Raw genomic sequence first — 17099 nt, 5'->3', positions numbered from 1 at the left:
GGGCCGGCCGCGCGGCGGCCCGTGACCGCGAACCGGCCGTTCAGGCCTGCCGGGTCGACTGGTCCGATTGATTCGATTGATTCGACGGTTCCTGCCGCGCGGCGACCCGCCGCAGGTCGCGGCTCACTTCCTCCATTACCGGCCCCCACGCGCCGAACGTCGGCTGCCGGTACAACGTCGCGGTCGGATACCACGGGCTGTCCCGGCGATCGAGCAGCCACGGCCAGTGCGGATTCACGTCGAGCAGCACCCAGGTGCGCGCGCCGAGCGCGCCGGCCAGGTGCGCGACCGACGTGCACACGGTGATCACGAGATCCAGCGCGCCGATGAACGCCGCCGTATCGTCGAAGCTCTTCAGTTCGGCCGTGTAGTCCTCGATCGCGAAACCTGCCGCGCGCGCGGCGGCGACATCCGCGTCCGCCCCCGGCTGCAGCGAATGGAACGTGACGCCCTCGATGTCGCGAAACGCGTCGGCATAGCGCTCGAGCCCGACGCGCCGGAACGGATTGCGCTGATGGCCCGCACTGCCCGTCCACACGAGGCCGACCTTCAGCCGGCCGTCGCCCGCGAGCCGCGCGCGCCATGCGTCGCGTGCGCCCGGCTCGGCCCGCAGATACGGCACCGATGCGGCGAGCGTCGATGCCTCCATGCCGAGCATCAGCGGCAGGCCGATCAGCGGCACTTCGTAATCGAATGCCGGCAGCGCGTCGACGCCGCCGCCCGCGCCGAACGTGTCCGCGTGCGCGCCGAGGCTGCGCTGCATCAGCGTGCCGAGCGCCGGAAACGTATTCCACGCGAGCCGGCCGCCCTCGCGATGCACGCGTTCGGCGAGCGGCGCGACGAAGCGGCAGAACTGCAGCACGTCGCCGAGCCCCTGCTCGCCCCACACCAGCAGCGTCTTGCCGGCGAGCGGCTCGCCCTGCCAGCGCGGGCCCGGCAGCGCCGGCCGGCGGCCTCGCAACTCGCCCGCGCCGTCCCAGCGCGCCTCGTGGCCGCGCCAGCCGGCCGCGTGGTTGCCGCGCACGAGCTGGATGATCGCGAGATTGAAGCGGTACGACGCATCGTCGGGCGCCAGCTCGCACGCGCGCGTCGCATGGCGCTCGGCATCGTCCCAGCGCTGCGCCTCCTTCATCGCCATCGCGACGTTGTTCATCGCCAGCGCGTTGTCGGGCGCGAGGTCGGCGAGCCGCGCGGCGCACGCGAGCGCACCGTCCAGATCCTGCGCCGCGATTCGCGCGACGACGAGATTGATCCACGCCTGCACGTCGTGCGGATCGTGCTTCACGGCCGCATCGAGCAGCGCGATCTCGTCCGCGCGGTCACCGCCCGACAGCCGCAGCGCGATCGCGAGGTTGTTGCGCAGCGACGGCCAGCCGGCATCGAGCGCCAGCGCCGCGCGGTACGGTGCGACGGCATCCGCGTGGCGGCCGGCCATCTGCAGCGCGTAGCCGTGGTTGAAGTACGCGTCCGCGCCCGGCTGCGCACGCGCCGCGCATTCGGCGAGCGCAACCGCGTCGGCCATGCGCTGTCGGGCAACCAGCGTGGCCGTGAACTGCGCGATCGCCGCCGCATCGACCGCATGCAGATGGGCGGCGGCGGCGAGCCACAGCTCGTGCGCGGAGCGCTCGCCGCGCGCCTGCGCGTCGGCGGCGCGCCCGAGCAGTGCGAGGAACGGCGGAAGCAGCGGAATCAGAATGTCGGTCGGTTCGTCCATGCAATCGGCATCGGCAAGCAGTGACGCGGCACGCACGACGCGCACCGCAATACGCGCATCTTAACGCCCGCGCGAAGCGCCGTGACATGGGCGCCCGAGCCCGTATGCGCGGGCCGCCGGACCGGTGCGGCAATGCCTGCATCCGCCTTCCGGCCGCATCCGGTCGCCGATCCGGTAAAATTACGCGTTTCAGCACACTAACAAGCCGCGCCGCCGCGCGAGCCGACCCTCCGGGCCCGCCCGGAGCGCCGTCCGCAACGGAGCGCCAGCGCCACGAAGGCTCTTCATGCTTACGTTTCAGCAAATCATCCTGACGCTGCAGTCCTACTGGGACAAGCAGGGTTGCGCCTTGCTCCAGCCCATCGACATGGAAGTCGGCGCGGGCACGTCGCACGTCCACACGTTCCTGCGCGCGGTCGGCCCCGAGCCGTGGCGCGCCGCGTACGTGCAACCGTCGCGCCGCCCGAAGGACGGCCGCTACGGCGAGAATCCGAACCGCCTGCAGCACTACTACCAGTACCAGGTCGTGCTCAAGCCGGCGCCGGAAAACATCCTCGACCTGTACCTCGGCTCGCTCGCAGCGCTCGGCTTCGACCTGAAGCAGAACGACGTGCGCTTCGTCGAGGACGACTGGGAGAACCCGACGCTCGGCGCGTGGGGGCTCGGCTGGGAAGTGTGGCTGAACGGCATGGAAGTCACGCAGTTCACGTATTTCCAGGAAGTCGGCGGTCTCGAATGCAAGCCAGTGCTCGGCGAGATCACGTATGGCCTCGAACGCCTCGCGATGTACCTGCAGAAGGTCGAGAACGTGTACGACCTCGTGTGGACCGAGTGGGAAGAGCAAGGCCCGAACGGCCCCGAGCTGCGCCGCCTGTCGTATGGCGACGTGTACCACCAGAACGAGGTCGAGCAGTCGACCTACAACTTCGAGCACGCGAACGTCGACCTGCTGTTCACGTTCTTCAACAGCTACGAGGCGGAAGCGAAGAAGATGATCGACGCGCAGCTCGCGCTGCCCGCGTACGAACTCGTGCTGAAGGCCGGCCACACGTTCAACCTGCTCGACGCGCGCGGCGCGATCTCGGTCACCGAGCGGGCAGCGTACATCGGCCGTATCCGCGCGCTGTCGCGTCTCGTCGCGCAGGCTTACTACGACTCGCGCGAGAAGCTCGGCTTCCCGATGCTCGGCAACCCGCCGGGCGTGCCGGGCCTCACCACCGACGCCCAGGACGCCGCGCAGCCGGCATGGGCGCCGCCGCTCAAGGTCGAACGCAAGATCGATCAGGACTGACGAGACGAGATTCATTCCAACCATGACGCATAATCATCCCGCCCCCCTGCTCGTCGAACTGCTGACCGAAGAGCTGCCGCCGAAGGCCCTCGCGCGCCTCGGCGACGCATTCGCCGAAGGTCTCGCGCAACGCCTCGCGGCGCGCGACCTCGTCGAAGGCGAACTCGTGTTCGAACGCTACGCCACGCCGCGCCGCCTCGCGGTCGTCGTGCAGAACGTGCGCGCCGTCGCGCCCGATCGCCAGGTCCGCGAAAAGGTCCTGCCCGTGTCGGTCGCGCTCGACGCCGAAGGCAAGCCGACCGCCCCGCTCGCGAAGAAGCTCGCGGCGCTCGGCCACCCGAACGCGTCGATCGCCGATCTCGAGCGCGCGCAGGACGGCAAGGCCGAAGCGTTCTTCATCAACTATTCGGCGGCCGGCGCCACGCTCGCCGACGGCCTGCAGGCCGCGCTCGACGAAGCGCTCGCGAAGCTGCCGATCCCGAAATTCATGACGTACCAGCGCCCGGACGGCTCGGACGTGAAGTTCGTGCGCCCGGTGCATCGTCTGACGGTGCTGCACGACGACCGCGTCGTGCCCGTCACCGCGTTCGGCGTCGACGCCGGCGACACCACGCTCGGCCACCGCTTCCTGTCCGACGGCCTCGTCGCGATCCAGCATGCGCACGCGTACGCCGACACGCTGCGCGACAAGGGCCGCGTGATCGCGCATTTCGCCGATCGCCGCGAAACGATCCGCACGCAGCTGAACGAGCACGCGAACGGCGACACGGTCGTGATGCCCGAATCGCTGCTCGACGAAGTGACGTCGCTGGTCGAATGGCCGGTCGTCTATCCGTGCCGTTTCGAGGACGAATTCCTGCAGGTGCCGCAGGAATGCCTGATCCTCACGATGCAGACGAACCAGAAGTATTTCGCGCTGACCGACGTCGGCGGCAAGCTGCGCTCGCGCTTCCTGATCGTCTCGAACATCGAGACGAAGACGCCGGGCGAGATCATCGAAGGCAACGAGCGCGTCGTGCGCCCGCGCCTCGCCGATGCGAAGTTCTTCTTCGAGCAGGACAAGAAGAAGCCGCTCGCCGAGCGCGTGCCGCAGCTCGCGAACGTCGTCTATCACAACAAGCTCGGTTCGGCGCTCGCACGCGTCGAACGCCTCGAGGCGCTGGCCGGCGAGATCGCCCCGGCGATCGGCGCCGACACCATCCATGCGAAGCGCGCCGCGCGTCTCGCGAAGGCCGACCTGCTGACCGACATGGTCGGCGAGTTCCCGGAACTGCAGGGCACGATGGGCACGTACTACGCGCGCCACGACGGCGAAGCCGACGACGTCGCGCTCGCCTGCGCCGAGCACTACCAGCCGCGCTTCTCCGGCGACGCACTGCCGACCACGCCGGTGTCGACCGCCGTCGCGCTCGCCGACAAGCTCGAAACGATCGTCGGCATCTGGGGCATCGGCCTCGCGCCGACCGGCGAGAAGGATCCGTTCGCGCTGCGCCGCCACGCGCTCGGCGTGCTGCGCCTGCTGCTCGAGAAGCAGCTGCCGCTCGATCTCGTGGCGCTGCTGCGCACGGCCCATGCACGCTTCGACGGCGTGCCGGGCGTCGCCGAATCGACCGACGCCATCTTCGCGTTCTTCATGGATCGCCTGCGCGGCCTGCTGCGCGAGCGCGGCTATTCGGCCGGCGAAATCGACGCAGTGCTGAGCCTGAACCCGACGCGCATCGACGATCTCGTCGCGCGCCTCGACGCGGTGCGCGAATTCACGCACCTCGCGGAAGCCGAAGCGCTCGCGGCCGCGAACAAGCGGATCTCGAACATCCTGAAGAAGTCGGAAGGCGGCGCGAACGGCGCGGTGCAGCCGACGCTGCTCGTCGAGGCCGCCGAGAAGGCGCTGCACGAACAGCTCGCGGCCGTCACGCCGCACGTGCAGTCGCAGCTCGAGGCGCGTGCGTACACGGGCGCGCTGTCGGCGCTCGCCGCGCTGCGCGCGCCGGTCGACACGTTCTTCAACGACGTGATGGTCAACGCGGACGATCCGGCACTGCGCGCGAACCGTCTCGCGCTGCTGTCCGCGCTGCACCAGCAGATGAACTGCGTCGCCGACATCTCGAAGCTCGCCGCATAAGGGCCGCACGATGCCGATCAGCCCCAACCGAAAGCTCGTCGTCCTCGACCGGGACGGCGTGATCAACGTCGATTCGGACGCGTTCATCAAGACGCCCGACGAATGGATCGCGCTGCCCGGCAGCTTCGAGGCGATTGCCCGGCTCAACCACGCGGGCTACCGCGTGGTCGTCGCGACCAACCAGTCCGGCATCGGTCGCGGGCTGTTCGACATGGCCGCGCTCAACGCGATGCACCTGAAAATGCATCGCGCGGCGGCCGCGGTCGGCGCGCGCATCGACGCGGTGTTCTTCTGCCCGCACACGGCCGAGGATCACTGCGACTGCCGCAAGCCGAAACCCGGCATGATGCAGATGATCGCCGAGCGCTTCGAGATCGATCCCGGCCACACGCCGGCCGTCGGCGATTCGCTGCGCGACCTGCAGGCCGGCGTCGCGGTCGGCTTCCAGCCGCACCTCGTACTGACCGGCAAGGGCAAGAAGACGCTCGCCGCGGGCAATCTGCCGGACGGCACGAAAGTCCACGACGACCTGCGCGCGTTTGCGCTCGATTTTCTTTCACACGAACACGAGTGATGCGGCTGCCGCGCGCATCCTCCCCAACGCCAGACTCACGCCGATGCGCTTCGTCCGCTCCCTGCTGCTGCTGATCTACTTCATCCTGTACACGGTGCCGTACGCCACCGCGTGCTTCATCGCGTTTCCGTTCATGCGCCCCGACGCGCGCTACTGGATGGCGGCCGGCTGGTGCAAGTCGACGCTGTGGGTCGTGCGCTGGCTGAACGGCATCCACTATCGGATCGAAGGGATGGAGAACCTGCCCGACGGCCCGGCCGTGCTGCTGTCGAAGCACCAGTCCGCGTGGGAGACGCTCGCGTTTCCGGCGCTGATGCCCAAGCCGCTCTGCTACGTGTTCAAGCGCGAGCTGCTGTACGTGCCGTTCTTCGGCTGGGCGCTCGGGCTGCTGCACATGGTCAACATCAACCGCAAGGAAGGCAAGAACGCGTTCACCTCCGTGATCCGCCAGGGCAAGAAGCGCCTGTCGGAAGGCGCATGGATGATCATGTTCCCCGAAGGCACGCGCACGCCGGTCGGCAAGCAGGGCAAGTACAAGACGGGCGGCGCGCGTTTCGCGATCGAAACCGGCACGCCGGTCGTGCCGATCGCGCACAATGCAGGTCGTGTGTGGCCGCGCAACTCGTTCACGAAATTCCCGGGCGTCGTCACGGTGTCGATCGGCAAGCCGATCCCCAGCGAAGGGCTGACGCCCGACGCATTGAACTCGCAGGTCGAAGCATGGATCGAAGCGGAAATGCGCCGCATCGATCCCGATGCATATCGTCAGGCGGGCAACGCCGGCACCCGCGATGCCGCGCGCGCCTGAAGCCCCGGATTGCAGCCGTTGCGTACGACAAAAAGAAGCGAACTGATGAAACAGCGTCCGCGGCCACGGCCTGCCGTCGTGGCCCTCGATCATCGCCAGATGGATCTGCCGCTCTTCGACGGGCCGGCCGCGGCGCCGTCGGCGCCTGCCGCGCCGCCGGCGCCGCCCGAAGCCGCCCCCGCCGCGCCGCTCGATCCGGGCCCGGCACCCGATCGCTCACGCGTGCGCACGTTCGCGCTCGACAGCCGCGTGCTCGAATACCGGCTGAAGCGCTCGGCGCGCCGCACGATCGGCTTCACGATCGACGGCAGCGGGCTGTCGATCACCGCGCCGCGCTGGGTCACGCTCGCCGACATCGAAGCGGCGATCGCCGAGAAACAACGCTGGATCTTCGCGAAGCTCGCGGAGTGGAAGACGCGCACCGAGCAGCGCGCGCTGCCGCAGATCGACTGGCGCGACGGCGCGCAACTGCCGTATCTCGGCAAGACGGTGACGATCGCGCTCGGCGCGGGCGCCGTCGCCTTCGATGCCGATGCGCTGCGTCTGTCGCTGCCGCTGCCCGTGCAGGCCGACATGCAGCAGATCAAGGATCGCGTGCAGGGCTGGCTGCAAGGCGAAGCGAAACGCATCTTCGGTGAACGCCTCGTGGTCTACGCGGAAAAGCTCGGCGTCACGTATTCGATGTACGCGCTGTCGTCGGCCGCGACGCGTTGGGGCAGTTGCTCGAGCGACGGCAAGATCCGCCTGAACTGGCGGCTGATCCATTTTCCGATGTCGATCATCGACTACGTCGTCGCGCACGAGCTGTCGCACCTGCGCGAGATGAACCACAGCCCGGCCTTCTGGCAGACCGTCGAATCGATCTTCCCCGAGTTCCGCGAAGCGCGGCACACGCTCAAGCATCACCCGCCCGAACTGCTGCCGTCGCTCTGACACGCGCGGCTTGGCCGCCAACGAAACAGGGCGGTGCGGGTTACCCCGCACCGCCCTGTTTCGCTGCTGCGGCGCACGTCGCACGCCGCAGCCCGGTTCATCCGCCGCTTACTTCTTCTGGATGAACTCGATCTTGTAGCCGTCCGGATCCTCGACGAACGCGATCACGGTCGTGCCGTGCTTCATCGGGCCCGCCTCGCGCGTGACCTTGCCGCCTTGCGCCTTGATCTTCTCGCAGGCCGCGTATGCATCGTCGACCGCCACCGCCAGATGGCCGAAGCCGTTGCCGAGATCGTAGGACGGCGTCTCCCAGTTGTGAGTCAGCTCGATCACGGTGCCCGTGCTCTCGTCTTCGTAGCCGACGAACGCGAGCGTGAACTTGCCTTCCGGATAATCCTCGCGGCGCAGCAGCTTCATGCCGAGCAACTCGGTGTAGAACTTGATCGAGCGGTCGAGATCGCCGACTCGCAGCATCGTATGCAGCAAACGCATGTGTTGTACTCCTGTGGGGACTTTCCAGAGCCGGAAATTCTACCGGAGTCGGGTGTATTTCGCTGGCGGCGCCGGAGCGCCTAGTTGGGGCGCCTGGCTGGGGCGCTTAGCCGGGCGCGCCGAGCCAATGCGTGGCCGATGCGGCGCATCGGTTGGCCCCTCGCGAGCACGAGCGCCGCGGCGGAAAACGGCACGACCCGGCTCGCCCGGCCCCCACGCCGATCGGGTAACATCCTTCTACTTCGCACCAAAAGCGGGCATGCATGCCGCCGCCCGACCGCGACCACCCACTCTTCCCTACGTCCCACTGCCGTGCGAAACCGCCGATCCGAGCGCGCCGGACGCGCCGCCCGCCTGACCTCGTCGTCGCCGTACCGCACCCGCGAGGTTCGCCGATGACCGCGCTTGCCGCCGCCCCCGTGCGCCGCGCGCTCGACACGCGCGCCGTCGGCCTGATGCTGCTGCTGTGCGCGATCTGGGGCTTCCAGCAGGTCGCGATCAAGAGCACGAACGCCGCGATCGCGCCGATGTTCCAGGCCGGGCTACGCTCGGTGATCGCCGCGATGCTGCTCTGGGGCTGGGCCCGCACGCGCGGCACGCCGCTGTTTCAGGCGGACGGCACATTCGGCGCGGGGCTCGCGGCCGGTGCGCTGTTCGCCGGCGAATTCGTCTGCGTGTTCTTCGGGCTGACGCTCACGAGCGCGTCGCACATGGCGATCTTTCTGTACACGGCGCCCTGCTTCACCGCGCTCGGCCTGCACCTGTTCGCACCGGGCGAGCGGCTGCAGCGCACGCAATGGGCCGGCGTCGGCCTCGCATTCGCCGGCATCGCGCTCGCGTTCGCGGACGGTTTCCTGAAGCCGCGCGCGCCCGGCGCATCCGTGCTGGCCGGGCTCGCCGGCGACGCGCTCGGGATCCTCGGCGGTGCGATGTGGGCCGCGACGACGGTGGTCGTACGCTCGACGGCGCTCGCGCGGGCCAGCGCGAGCAAGACGCTGTTCTACCAGCTCGCGGTATCGGCGGTCGTACTGGTCGCGCTCGCCGCGCTGTTCGGCCAGGTGTCGTTCGTGCGGGTCACGCCGATCGCGCTGGCGAGTCTCGCGTACCAGTCGGTGATCGTCGCGTTCGTCAGCTACCTGTCGTGGTTCTGGCTGCTGACGCGCTACAGCGCGTCCCGGCTGTCCGTGTTCACGTTCCTGTCGCCGCTGTTCGGCGTCGCGTTCGGCGTGCTGCTGCTCGGCGAAACGGTCGGCTGGCGCTTCATGTCCGCGGCCGCGCTGGTGCTGACCGGCATCGCGCTCGTCAACGCGCCGCCGCGCCGGCGGACGTGACGACCGGCGCAAGACGCGCGGGCAATAAAAAAGCTGCCGGTCAGGCAGCCTCTTCGATACGGTCGACGGCTCGCGCCACGCGCGTCATCCGGCCTTGCGCCGCGCCGCAAGCACCTGTGCGACGCCGACGTATTCGGCCACGCTCACGTCCTCCGCACGGCGCGCGAGATCGAAGCCGAGCGCATCGAAATCGATGGTCTCGCGGTAATCGCCGAGCGTATTGCGCAGCATCTTGCGGCGCTGCGAGAACGCGGCCGTGACGATTTCGCCGAGCAGCACCGGGTCGACGTCCGGCAGTTCGTGCGGCTCGTACGGAATCATCCGGACGATCGCCGAATCGACCTTCGGCGGCGGCTGGAACGATTCCGGCGGCACGTCAAGCATCTTTTCCATCACGTAGCGGTACTGCAGCATCACCGACAATCGCGAAAACGCCTTCGTGCCCGGCTCCGCGACCATCCGCTCGACGACTTCGTTCTGCAGCATGAAATGCTGGTCGATGACCGCATCGGCGAACGTCATCAGATGAAACAGCAGCGGGCTGGAAATGTTGTACGGCAGGTTGCCGACGATCCGGAGCGACGGCTTGTCGCCAGGCGACGCGAGCGAACGGAAGTCGAACGCGAGCGCGTCGCCCGCGTGCAGCTCCAGCAGCGCGCCGAAGCGTTGCTGCAGGCGCCCGATCAGGTCGCGGTCGAGCTCGACCGCGTGCAGCGGCGACTCGGGCGTCGCGAGACGCTCGATCAGCGGCCCGGTCAGCGCGCCGAGCCCGGGGCCGATCTCGACCATCCGCTGGCCGCGCGCGGGGCCGATCGTCGCGACGATCGAGTCGATCACGCCGTGATCGACGAGGAAGTTCTGCCCGAAGCGCTTGCGCGCGAAATGGCCTTGGTGCTGTCTGCTGTTCGACATCGACTCAGTAAAACGAAAAATACGACGAATGGGGTAAAACCGGCAGCGTCAGGCTGCGCGGCGATGGCGCGCCATCGTGACGGCCGTGTCGAGCGCGGCGATCATGCTGCCCGGATCCGCGCGGCCCGTGCCGGCCAGATCGAGCGCGGTGCCGTGATCGACCGACGTACGGATGATCGGCAGCCCGAGCGTCACGTTGATGCCCTCGCCGAACGTCGCGTACTTCAGCACGGGCAGGCCCTGGTCATGGAACATCGCGAGCACGCAATCGGCGTCGGCCAGATGGCGCGGCTGGAACAGCGTGTCGGCCGGATACGGGCCGCGCGCGTCGATGCGCTGCGCGTTCGCGCGGGCCAGCGCCGGCGAAATCACGTCGATCTCCTCGCGGCCGAGATAACCGTTCTCGCCCGCGTGCGGGTTCAGGCCCGTCACGAGGATGCGCGGCGCGGCAAGACCGAAGTCGCGCCGCAGGTCGCGATCGATGATCGCGAGCGTCTCGACGAGCCCGTCGATCGTCAGCGCGGCCGATACGTCCTTCAGCGGCAGGTGCGTGGTCGCGAGCGCGACGCGCAACGGCCGGTCGCCGGTGCCCGCCAGCATCATCACGACGCGCGGCGTATGCGTGCGTTCGGCCAGGTATTCGGTATGCCCGGTGAATGGCACGCCCGCATCGTTGATCGTGCTCTTCTGCAGCGGCGCGGTGACGATCGCGTCGTACCGGCCCGCCAGCGCGCCGTCGATCGCCGCGTCGAGCAGCCCGAGCACGTAGCGGCCGTTCGCCGCGTCGAGCTTGCCCGCCTGCGCGGGCACGGCCAGCGCATGATGCGCGACCGACACCTGCGTGCTGCCGGCCAATGCGGCCAGCGCGGCCGGGCCAGCGCCGACCGCCGCCGCCCGCGCGTCGAGCAGCGCCGCATCGCCGAGCACGGTGAAATGCGCGTCGGGCCAGCGCTGCGCGGCGTCACGCAGCGCCTGCACGGTCAGCTCCGGGCCGACCCCCGCGGGTTCGCCGGTCGTGATCGCGATCTGCAGCGCGGGCGTGGTCATCCGATGCTCGCTCAGTTCGCCGGGCCGACGCCGCCGATCTTGTACTGCACGTACGACGAATCGCGCAGTTCGCGCAGCCAGTCGGCATACGCCTGTTCGGCCTTGCGCTGGCCGATCGCCTGACGGGCGATGTCCATCTGCTGCTGCACCGACCCTTCCGCCTCGCGGCGGTTCAGCACCTGGATCAGGTGGTAGCCGTATTCGGTACGAATCGGCTGGCTGATCTGGCCGTCCTGCAGGTTGTTCATCGCGCGCTCGAATTCCGGCACGGTCTCGCCCGGGCTGATCCAGCCGAGATCGCCGCCCTGCGAGGCCGAACCGTCCTGCGAGTAGGTGCGCGCGAACTTCGCGAAATCGCCGCCGGCCTCGACCTGGTTGCGGATGTCGACCAGTTGCTGACGCGCCTGGCCTTCCGACTTGCCTTCGCCGACGCGCAGCAGGATGTGGCGCACGTGCGTCTGGACGATCTTCGGCGCCGCGGCGCTCGCGCCCTGGCTCTGGCGGCGGTCGACGAGACGCACGATCTCGAAGCCGTCCGGCACGCGGATCAGCGTCGGGTTGACCTGGCCCGGGCGCAGCTTCGACGCGGCGTCGACGACCTCGGCCGGCAGCGCGCTCGGCGCCTTGAAGCCGAGATCGCCGCCCTTCTTCGCGTCGTTCGCTTCGGAGTTGTTCTTTGCGAGCCGCTCGAAATCGGCGCCCGACTTCGCCTGCTGCAGCAGCGCTTCGGCCTTCTTCTGCGCGGCTTCGATATCGGCCTGCGGCGCGTTGGTGGGCGCCTTGATGAAGATGTGCTGGAAGCGCAGGTCCTGCTGCTGCGACGCGTTCGGCCCGCGCTGGCTCGCAATGTAGTTCGCGACCTCGGCGTCCGACACCGTGATCTTGCCGTCGACCTCGCGCTCGCGCAGCTTCGACAGCATCAGCTCGGTGCGCGCGTCGTTCGTGAAGATGCTCCAGGGCACGCCTTGCGCCTCGAGACGCGCGCGGTACTGGTCGAGCGTCATCCCGTTCGCCTGCGCGAGGCGCTGCAGCGTGGCCTGCACGGTCGCATCGTCGATGCGGATCCCGTCGTCCTTGGCCTTCTGCACCTGGATACGTTCGAGCACCATCTGGTTCAGCACCTGCGCGCGCAACTGGTCGGCCGGCGGCACCGGCGCGTTCTGCTGCTGCAGCCGGCGTGCGATCAGGCCCACGCGCTGGTCGAGTTCGCGGCCCGTGATCACGTCGTTGTTGACGACCGCGACGACTTCGTCGGCGAGCTGCGCACCTTGCGAACCGAGCGCCTGCGCCGCGGCCGGCGCGGCGGCGAGCAGCGCGGCGGACGCGGCGAGGCTGGACACGACTGCCGCGAAACGAAGGGTTTTCTTCATTGCCACTGAAACTCCATTGAAATCGTGCTGACCGGTGCAGACATGCCGGCGTTACTCGTAGTTGCTGAAGCGGGACATCGGCGGCGGCGGCGGCGGCAACGGCGTGTAGCCCGGCACCCCGGCGCGGAATGCGGACACGAGGCCGTTGTCGACGGTCGACAAGCCCTTGAGCGTCAGTTGCATCATGAATCGCGTCGACGAGTTCTGCTGTCCCGACGAATTGATGCCGTTCGCGGCCCGCTGCACCCCGACTCCGAGCGCCCAGCAATCCGCGTCGTATTGTAAGCCGACCAGACCGTCGACCACGCGATCTCCGGCGAGGTCGTAGTTGAAACGGCCGATCGCATACAGGCGGCGCGTGAGCGGCCATTGCGCGGACACCAGGAACTGGTTGATCGGCTGGTTGTCGAGCGTGGTGTTCGCGCGCGTATAGCGGTAGCCGACGTTGATCACGCGGCGCTCGCCCGGGCTGTAGCCGAAACCGACGCTCGACTTCACGAGCTGGTTGTTGTTCTGGTTGTACTGGAACGCCGTTTCCGACATGAAGCCCGAGCCGAGCTTCAGCGCGGCGCCGACGATCAGGTCCGAGTGACGCGCCAGCACGGCGCTCTGCCCGGGGTTCAGCGTGACGCGCTGATCGGCGAAGTAGTACTGCTGCGCGATCACGAAGCGCGCGCGCTCGTCGCCGGTGCGCGGATCGATGAAGCGCGACGTCAGGCCGGCCGTGATCCGGTTCGCATCGGCGATCCGGTCGTTACCGACGTACGTGTTCGGCTGGTAGATCTCCGCGAGGCCGAAGTCCGATTCCGCGGTGTCGAACAGCGGCGCGTTGGACTGGTCGCGATACGGCGTGTACACGTAGTACAGGCGCGGCTCGAGGGTCTGGATGAAGTCCTGGCCGAACAGGCGCACCGAACGATCGAAGATCAGGCCCGAATCGAAGCTCACGGTCGGGATCGACTCGGTGAAACGCTTCGGGCTGTTCGGCGTGGTCGACGACAGGTAGTTCAGGTCGTACGACGCGAAGTGGTACTGGACCTTCGGCACGGCGAAGTAGCCGGGGCCGTACACGCCGTACGAGATGTACGGGTTGAAGACGATCCGGTCGCCCTGGGTCGCATCGGCGGTCGTGATGCGAAACCGCGAATAGTCGGCTTCCGCGCCGAAGTCGAAGCCGCCGACGTTGTACTTCGTGTACTTCACGTTCAACTGCGGCTCGCGGCTGTACGGCGCGATCGACGGCGGCAGCGTCTGCCAGTGCTGGTAGCGCGCGAGCACCGACCACGGGCCGTTGTTGTACGTGAGGCCGGCTTCCTGCTGGTACAGCGTCTGCGTGCCGTTGATGAACTGGTTCGCCGACCCGAGGTCTTCGGGATACGTGTTGTCCGAGACCTTGTTGAAGTAGACGTAGCCGCCGAAGCCGCCGCCGAAATTCTGCTGGTGCTGCCAGTAGATCGCGTAGCGGTTGCGGTGCGCGAGCCGGTCATCCGGCAGGTAATTGGCCGTAAACGTGCCCGAATACGACGGCGACAGGTAACGGAACGTCGCTTCGGCCATCACGCCGCGCCGCGAGATGATGCGCGGCGTGAGCGTGAGGTCGCGGTTCGGCGCGATGTTGAAGTAGTACGGCAGCGACAGCTCGAAGCCGTTGTTCGAGTTCATCGAGAACGTCGGCGGCAGCAGGCCGCTGCGCCGCTCGCCCGACAGCGGGAACGTCATCCACGGGCTCGCGAAGATCGGCACGCCCTGGAAGAACAGCACGCCGTTGCGCGCGGTGCCCTCGTCGGCGCCCGTATCGAAATCGAAGCGGCTGCCCTTGATGTACCACGCGGGGTTCGTCGAGCACTGGCACGCCGTATACGTGCCGTTGACGAACACCGAGCGCTCGTTGTCGACCATGTCGACGCGCTCCGCGCTGCCCGACCCGCCCGTCACGTTGAAGTGATACTTCGGCGCGGTCATGAAGCCCTGGCTCGCCTCGATCTTCAGGTGCGCCTCGGGGCCCGCGAACGACGTACCGCCATTGACCACCTTGACCTGGCCGTACGCATCGGCCATGTCGGTATCCTGATCGTAGTGGATCGCGTCGGCCTTCACGACGGCGTCGCCGCGCCGCAGCTCGGCCGAACCCTTCGCGGCGAGGTCCTGCTCGGCGGTGCCGCTCGTATGGTCGGCGATCACGAAGGCGGCCGGCTTCGCGCCGTCCTTCAGCGGATGATCCTCGAGCTGGGGCGCGAGACGCAGATCCCACGGCGAGTCGAGCGGCTGCGGCTGCGCAGCCGCACCCGACAGCTGCGCGTACGACACGGCCGGCACGAGGCCGGGCACGGCCAGCAGCGCGAGCGCGAGCCGCCGTTTGCGCGGCGCCCCGTCACCGGGGAAAACATTCGGGAATAGCGGTTTGGGCGGCATCTATCGTTTGGCGAATCGCCCCTTGTCAGCCGCATCTGCACGGCACCTTCGCGCGCGGCGGGCCGCGCCGTCGAGCCGCGACTGCGGCTCTTCGCAAACCGGGGAGGCGATCGGGCGGACGGCGCGACAGGCGGCGGGCCTGCACGGCGGAAGCTGACGCGGGGCGCGTCAAAAAAGTCGTGGGGTATTATATGGCAAGACGTTCCCCCCTCCGCCGAGTTTCATGACGCCCCCATCCGCCGCATCCCAGCCCGACGCCCGCCTCGAAGCGCTCACCGCGTGGCTGCACCCGCTCGCCGAGCGGTATGCCCTCGACCTGTCGACGCTCGCGCCCGCCTCGTCGGACGCCAGTTTCCGCCGCTATTTCCGCGTCGCGTCGGCCGCCAGCACCGGCGGCACGCTGATCGCGGTCGATGCGCCGCCGCCCGAGAAGTGCCGCGAGTTCGTCCAGGTCGCGCAGCTGCTCGCCGCGGCCGGCGACCACGTGCCGGACGTGCTGGCCCACGATTTCGACGCGGGCTTCATGCTCGTGACCGACCTCGGCCGCACGTCGTACATCTCGGTGCTCGATCCGGCCGATCCGGCCGCCGCGCGAGCCCTGATGCGCGCCGCGCTCGATGCGCTGATCCGCTTCCAGCTCACGTCGAAGCCCGACGTGCTGCCGCCGTTCGACGAAGCGTTCCTGCGCCGCGAAATGGAGCTGCTGCCCGAATGGTTCGTCGGCCGCCACCTCGGCAAGCCCGTCACCGACGCGATGCGCGGCACGCTCGACCGCACGTTCGCGCTGCTGGTCGCGAGCGCGCACGCGCAGCCGCAGGGCTTCATGCTGCGCGACTTCATGCCGCGCAACCTGATGGTGTGCGAGCCGAACCCGGGCGTGCTCGACTTCCAGGATGCCGTGTACGGGCCGCTGACGTACGACGTCGTGTCGCTGCTGCGCGACGCATTCGTCAGTTGGGACGAGGAGTTCGAGCTCGACTGCTTCGCGTACTACTGGGAAAAGGCCAAAAAGGCCGGCCTGCCGGTCGATCCCGACTTCGGCGAGTTCTACCGTCAGCTGGAATGGATGGGGCTGCAACGCCATATCAAGATCCTCGGCCTGTTCGCGCGCATCAACTACCGCGACGGCAAGCCGCATTATCTGAACGACCTGCCGCGCTTCCTCGCGTATGCGCGCAAGGTCGCGCTGCGCTACCGCCCGCTCGGGCCGTTCGCGAAGCTGCTCGACGAGTTCGAGGGCAACGCACCGGCCGACGTCGGCTATACGTTCTGAGCGTCCTCACACCCAGTCGAACATGAGCACTACCCTGACCACGGCGATGATTTTCGCCGCCGGGCGCGGCGAACGGATGCGCCCGCTGACCGACACCCGCCCGAAGCCGCTGCTCGAAGCCGGCGGCAAGCCGCTGATCGTGTGGCAGATCGAGGCGCTCGCGCGTGCGGGCATCGAGACCATCGTGATCAACCACGCATGGCTCGGCGAGCAGATCGAAACCGCGCTCGGCGACGGTTCGCGCTGGGGCGTGCGGCTCGCGTATTCGGCCGAGGGCGAAGCGCTGGAAACCGCCGGCGGCATCGCGCAGGCGCTGCCGCTGCTCGAGCGCGACGGCCAGCCGGCCGTGTTCGCGGCCGTCAGCGGCGACGTGTACTGCGCGTTCGACTACCGGACGCTCGCACCGCGCGCCGCCCGGATGGCCGTGCTCGATACGCCGGCAATGCACCTCGTGATGGTGCCGAACCCGCCGTTCCATCCGGCCGGCGACTTCGCGCTCGGCGACGACAGCCGTCTCGCGCTCGACGGCGCCGCGCGCTTCACGTTCGGCAACATCGGCCTGTACGACACGCGGATGTTCCGCGACCTGGCGCCCGGCACGCGGCGCGCGCTGACGCCGTACTATCGCGCGGCGATCGAAGCCGGCCACGCGAGCGGCGAACTGTACGAAGGAATCTGGGAGAACGTCGGCACGCCCGCGCAGCTCGGCGAACTCGACGCGCGGCTGCGCGCCGCCGCGGGCTGATCGTTTCGCGGCTGACTGCCGGTTCGCCGGCGCGGCGGCCGATGGGCCGATGGGCTGACGGGTCGACGACGGCGC

At 68.6% G+C, this 17099-nt stretch carries 14 protein-coding genes; 8 read left to right on the top strand and 6 right to left on the bottom strand.

Going from position 1 to position 17099, the window contains the following annotated elements; all coding sequences use genetic code 11:
* Nucleotides 1-40: 40 nt before the first annotated feature.
* Nucleotides 41-1714 carry a hypothetical protein gene (locus C4B30_RS12065; RefSeq protein ID WP_034185489.1) on the bottom strand — a complete coding sequence of 558 codons (1674 nt, stop codon included), beginning with the start codon at nucleotides 1712-1714 and terminating at the stop codon, nucleotides 41-43.
* Between the two features lie 286 nt (nucleotides 1715-2000).
* On the opposite strand from C4B30_RS12065, the gene glyQ reads away from it, so the two are divergent.
* The 5 genes from glyQ to C4B30_RS12040 are packed head-to-tail and all read left to right on the top strand — an operon-like array spanning nucleotide 2001 to nucleotide 7442.
* Nucleotides 2001-3005: a glycine--tRNA ligase subunit alpha gene (glyQ, locus tag C4B30_RS12060; RefSeq protein ID WP_080681364.1), complete on the top strand. Its 1005-nt coding sequence runs from the start codon at nucleotides 2001-2003 to the stop codon at nucleotides 3003-3005.
* A gap of 22 nt (nucleotides 3006-3027) precedes the next feature.
* Nucleotides 3028-5127, top strand: a complete 2100-nt coding sequence (gene glyS, locus C4B30_RS12055; RefSeq protein ID WP_027785375.1) for a glycine--tRNA ligase subunit beta — start codon at nucleotides 3028-3030, stop codon at nucleotides 5125-5127.
* A gap of 10 nt (nucleotides 5128-5137) precedes the next feature.
* A complete protein-coding gene (gene gmhB / locus C4B30_RS12050) occupies nucleotides 5138-5701 on the top strand; it encodes a D-glycero-beta-D-manno-heptose 1,7-bisphosphate 7-phosphatase (RefSeq protein WP_027785376.1) in 564 nt (187 codons plus the stop codon).
* 43 nt (nucleotides 5702-5744) lie between these two features.
* A complete protein-coding gene (locus C4B30_RS12045) occupies nucleotides 5745-6509 on the top strand; it encodes a lysophospholipid acyltransferase family protein (RefSeq protein ID WP_027785377.1) in 765 nt (254 codons plus the stop codon).
* Nucleotides 6510-6554: 45 nt separating this feature from the next.
* Nucleotides 6555-7442, top strand: a complete 888-nt coding sequence (locus tag C4B30_RS12040; protein ID WP_027785378.1) for a M48 family metallopeptidase — start codon at nucleotides 6555-6557, stop codon at nucleotides 7440-7442.
* A 108-nt stretch (nucleotides 7443-7550) separates the two neighbouring features.
* Here C4B30_RS12040 and gloA read toward each other — a convergent pair whose 3' ends face one another.
* A complete protein-coding gene (gene gloA, locus C4B30_RS12035) occupies nucleotides 7551-7934 on the bottom strand; it encodes a lactoylglutathione lyase (protein ID WP_006477863.1) in 384 nt (127 codons plus the stop codon).
* A 395-nt stretch (nucleotides 7935-8329) separates the two neighbouring features.
* Between gloA and C4B30_RS12030 the strand changes: the two genes are divergently transcribed.
* Nucleotides 8330-9265, top strand: a complete 936-nt coding sequence (locus C4B30_RS12030) for a DMT family transporter (RefSeq protein ID WP_027785379.1) — start codon at nucleotides 8330-8332, stop codon at nucleotides 9263-9265.
* A gap of 84 nt (nucleotides 9266-9349) precedes the next feature.
* On the opposite strand, the gene rsmA is transcribed toward C4B30_RS12030, so the two are convergent.
* Genes rsmA through C4B30_RS12010 form a run of 4 tightly spaced genes read right to left on the bottom strand, consistent with a single transcriptional unit; the run spans nucleotide 9350 to nucleotide 15006 of the window.
* Nucleotides 9350-10177 carry a 16S rRNA (adenine(1518)-N(6)/adenine(1519)-N(6))-dimethyltransferase RsmA gene (rsmA, locus tag C4B30_RS12025; RefSeq protein ID WP_027785380.1) on the bottom strand — a complete coding sequence of 276 codons (828 nt, stop codon included), beginning with the start codon at nucleotides 10175-10177 and terminating at the stop codon, nucleotides 9350-9352.
* A gap of 48 nt (nucleotides 10178-10225) precedes the next feature.
* Nucleotides 10226-11224 carry a 4-hydroxythreonine-4-phosphate dehydrogenase PdxA gene (gene pdxA, locus C4B30_RS12020; protein WP_027785381.1) on the bottom strand — a complete coding sequence of 333 codons (999 nt, stop codon included), beginning with the start codon at nucleotides 11222-11224 and terminating at the stop codon, nucleotides 10226-10228.
* Between the two features lie 11 nt (nucleotides 11225-11235).
* Nucleotides 11236-12594 carry a peptidylprolyl isomerase gene (locus C4B30_RS12015; RefSeq protein WP_027785382.1) on the bottom strand — a complete coding sequence of 453 codons (1359 nt, stop codon included), beginning with the start codon at nucleotides 12592-12594 and terminating at the stop codon, nucleotides 11236-11238.
* 51 nt (nucleotides 12595-12645) lie between these two features.
* The gene (locus C4B30_RS12010) at nucleotides 12646-15006 is read right to left on the bottom strand and encodes an LPS-assembly protein LptD (RefSeq protein ID WP_027785383.1); all 2361 of its coding nucleotides are present in this window, start codon (nucleotides 15004-15006) and stop codon (nucleotides 12646-12648) included.
* A gap of 223 nt (nucleotides 15007-15229) precedes the next feature.
* Between C4B30_RS12010 and C4B30_RS12005 the strand changes: the two genes are divergently transcribed.
* Together C4B30_RS12005 and murU are read left to right on the top strand one after the other, a co-directional pair.
* Nucleotides 15230-16279, top strand: a complete 1050-nt coding sequence (locus C4B30_RS12005; protein WP_027785384.1) for an aminoglycoside phosphotransferase family protein — start codon at nucleotides 15230-15232, stop codon at nucleotides 16277-16279.
* A gap of 22 nt (nucleotides 16280-16301) precedes the next feature.
* Nucleotides 16302-17024 (top strand): N-acetylmuramate alpha-1-phosphate uridylyltransferase MurU, encoded by a 723-nt coding sequence (murU, locus tag C4B30_RS12000; protein WP_027785385.1) that lies wholly within the window; start codon nucleotides 16302-16304, stop codon nucleotides 17022-17024.
* Nucleotides 17025-17099 lie beyond the last annotated feature (75 nt).

Origin of the sequence: Burkholderia sp. BE12 (genome assembly GCF_002959955.1) — a bacterium.
Taxonomy (GTDB): domain Bacteria; phylum Pseudomonadota; class Gammaproteobacteria; order Burkholderiales; family Burkholderiaceae; genus Burkholderia.
The sequence above is the reverse complement of the archived record's forward strand: the minus strand, read 5'-3'. Positions and strand labels throughout refer to the sequence as shown.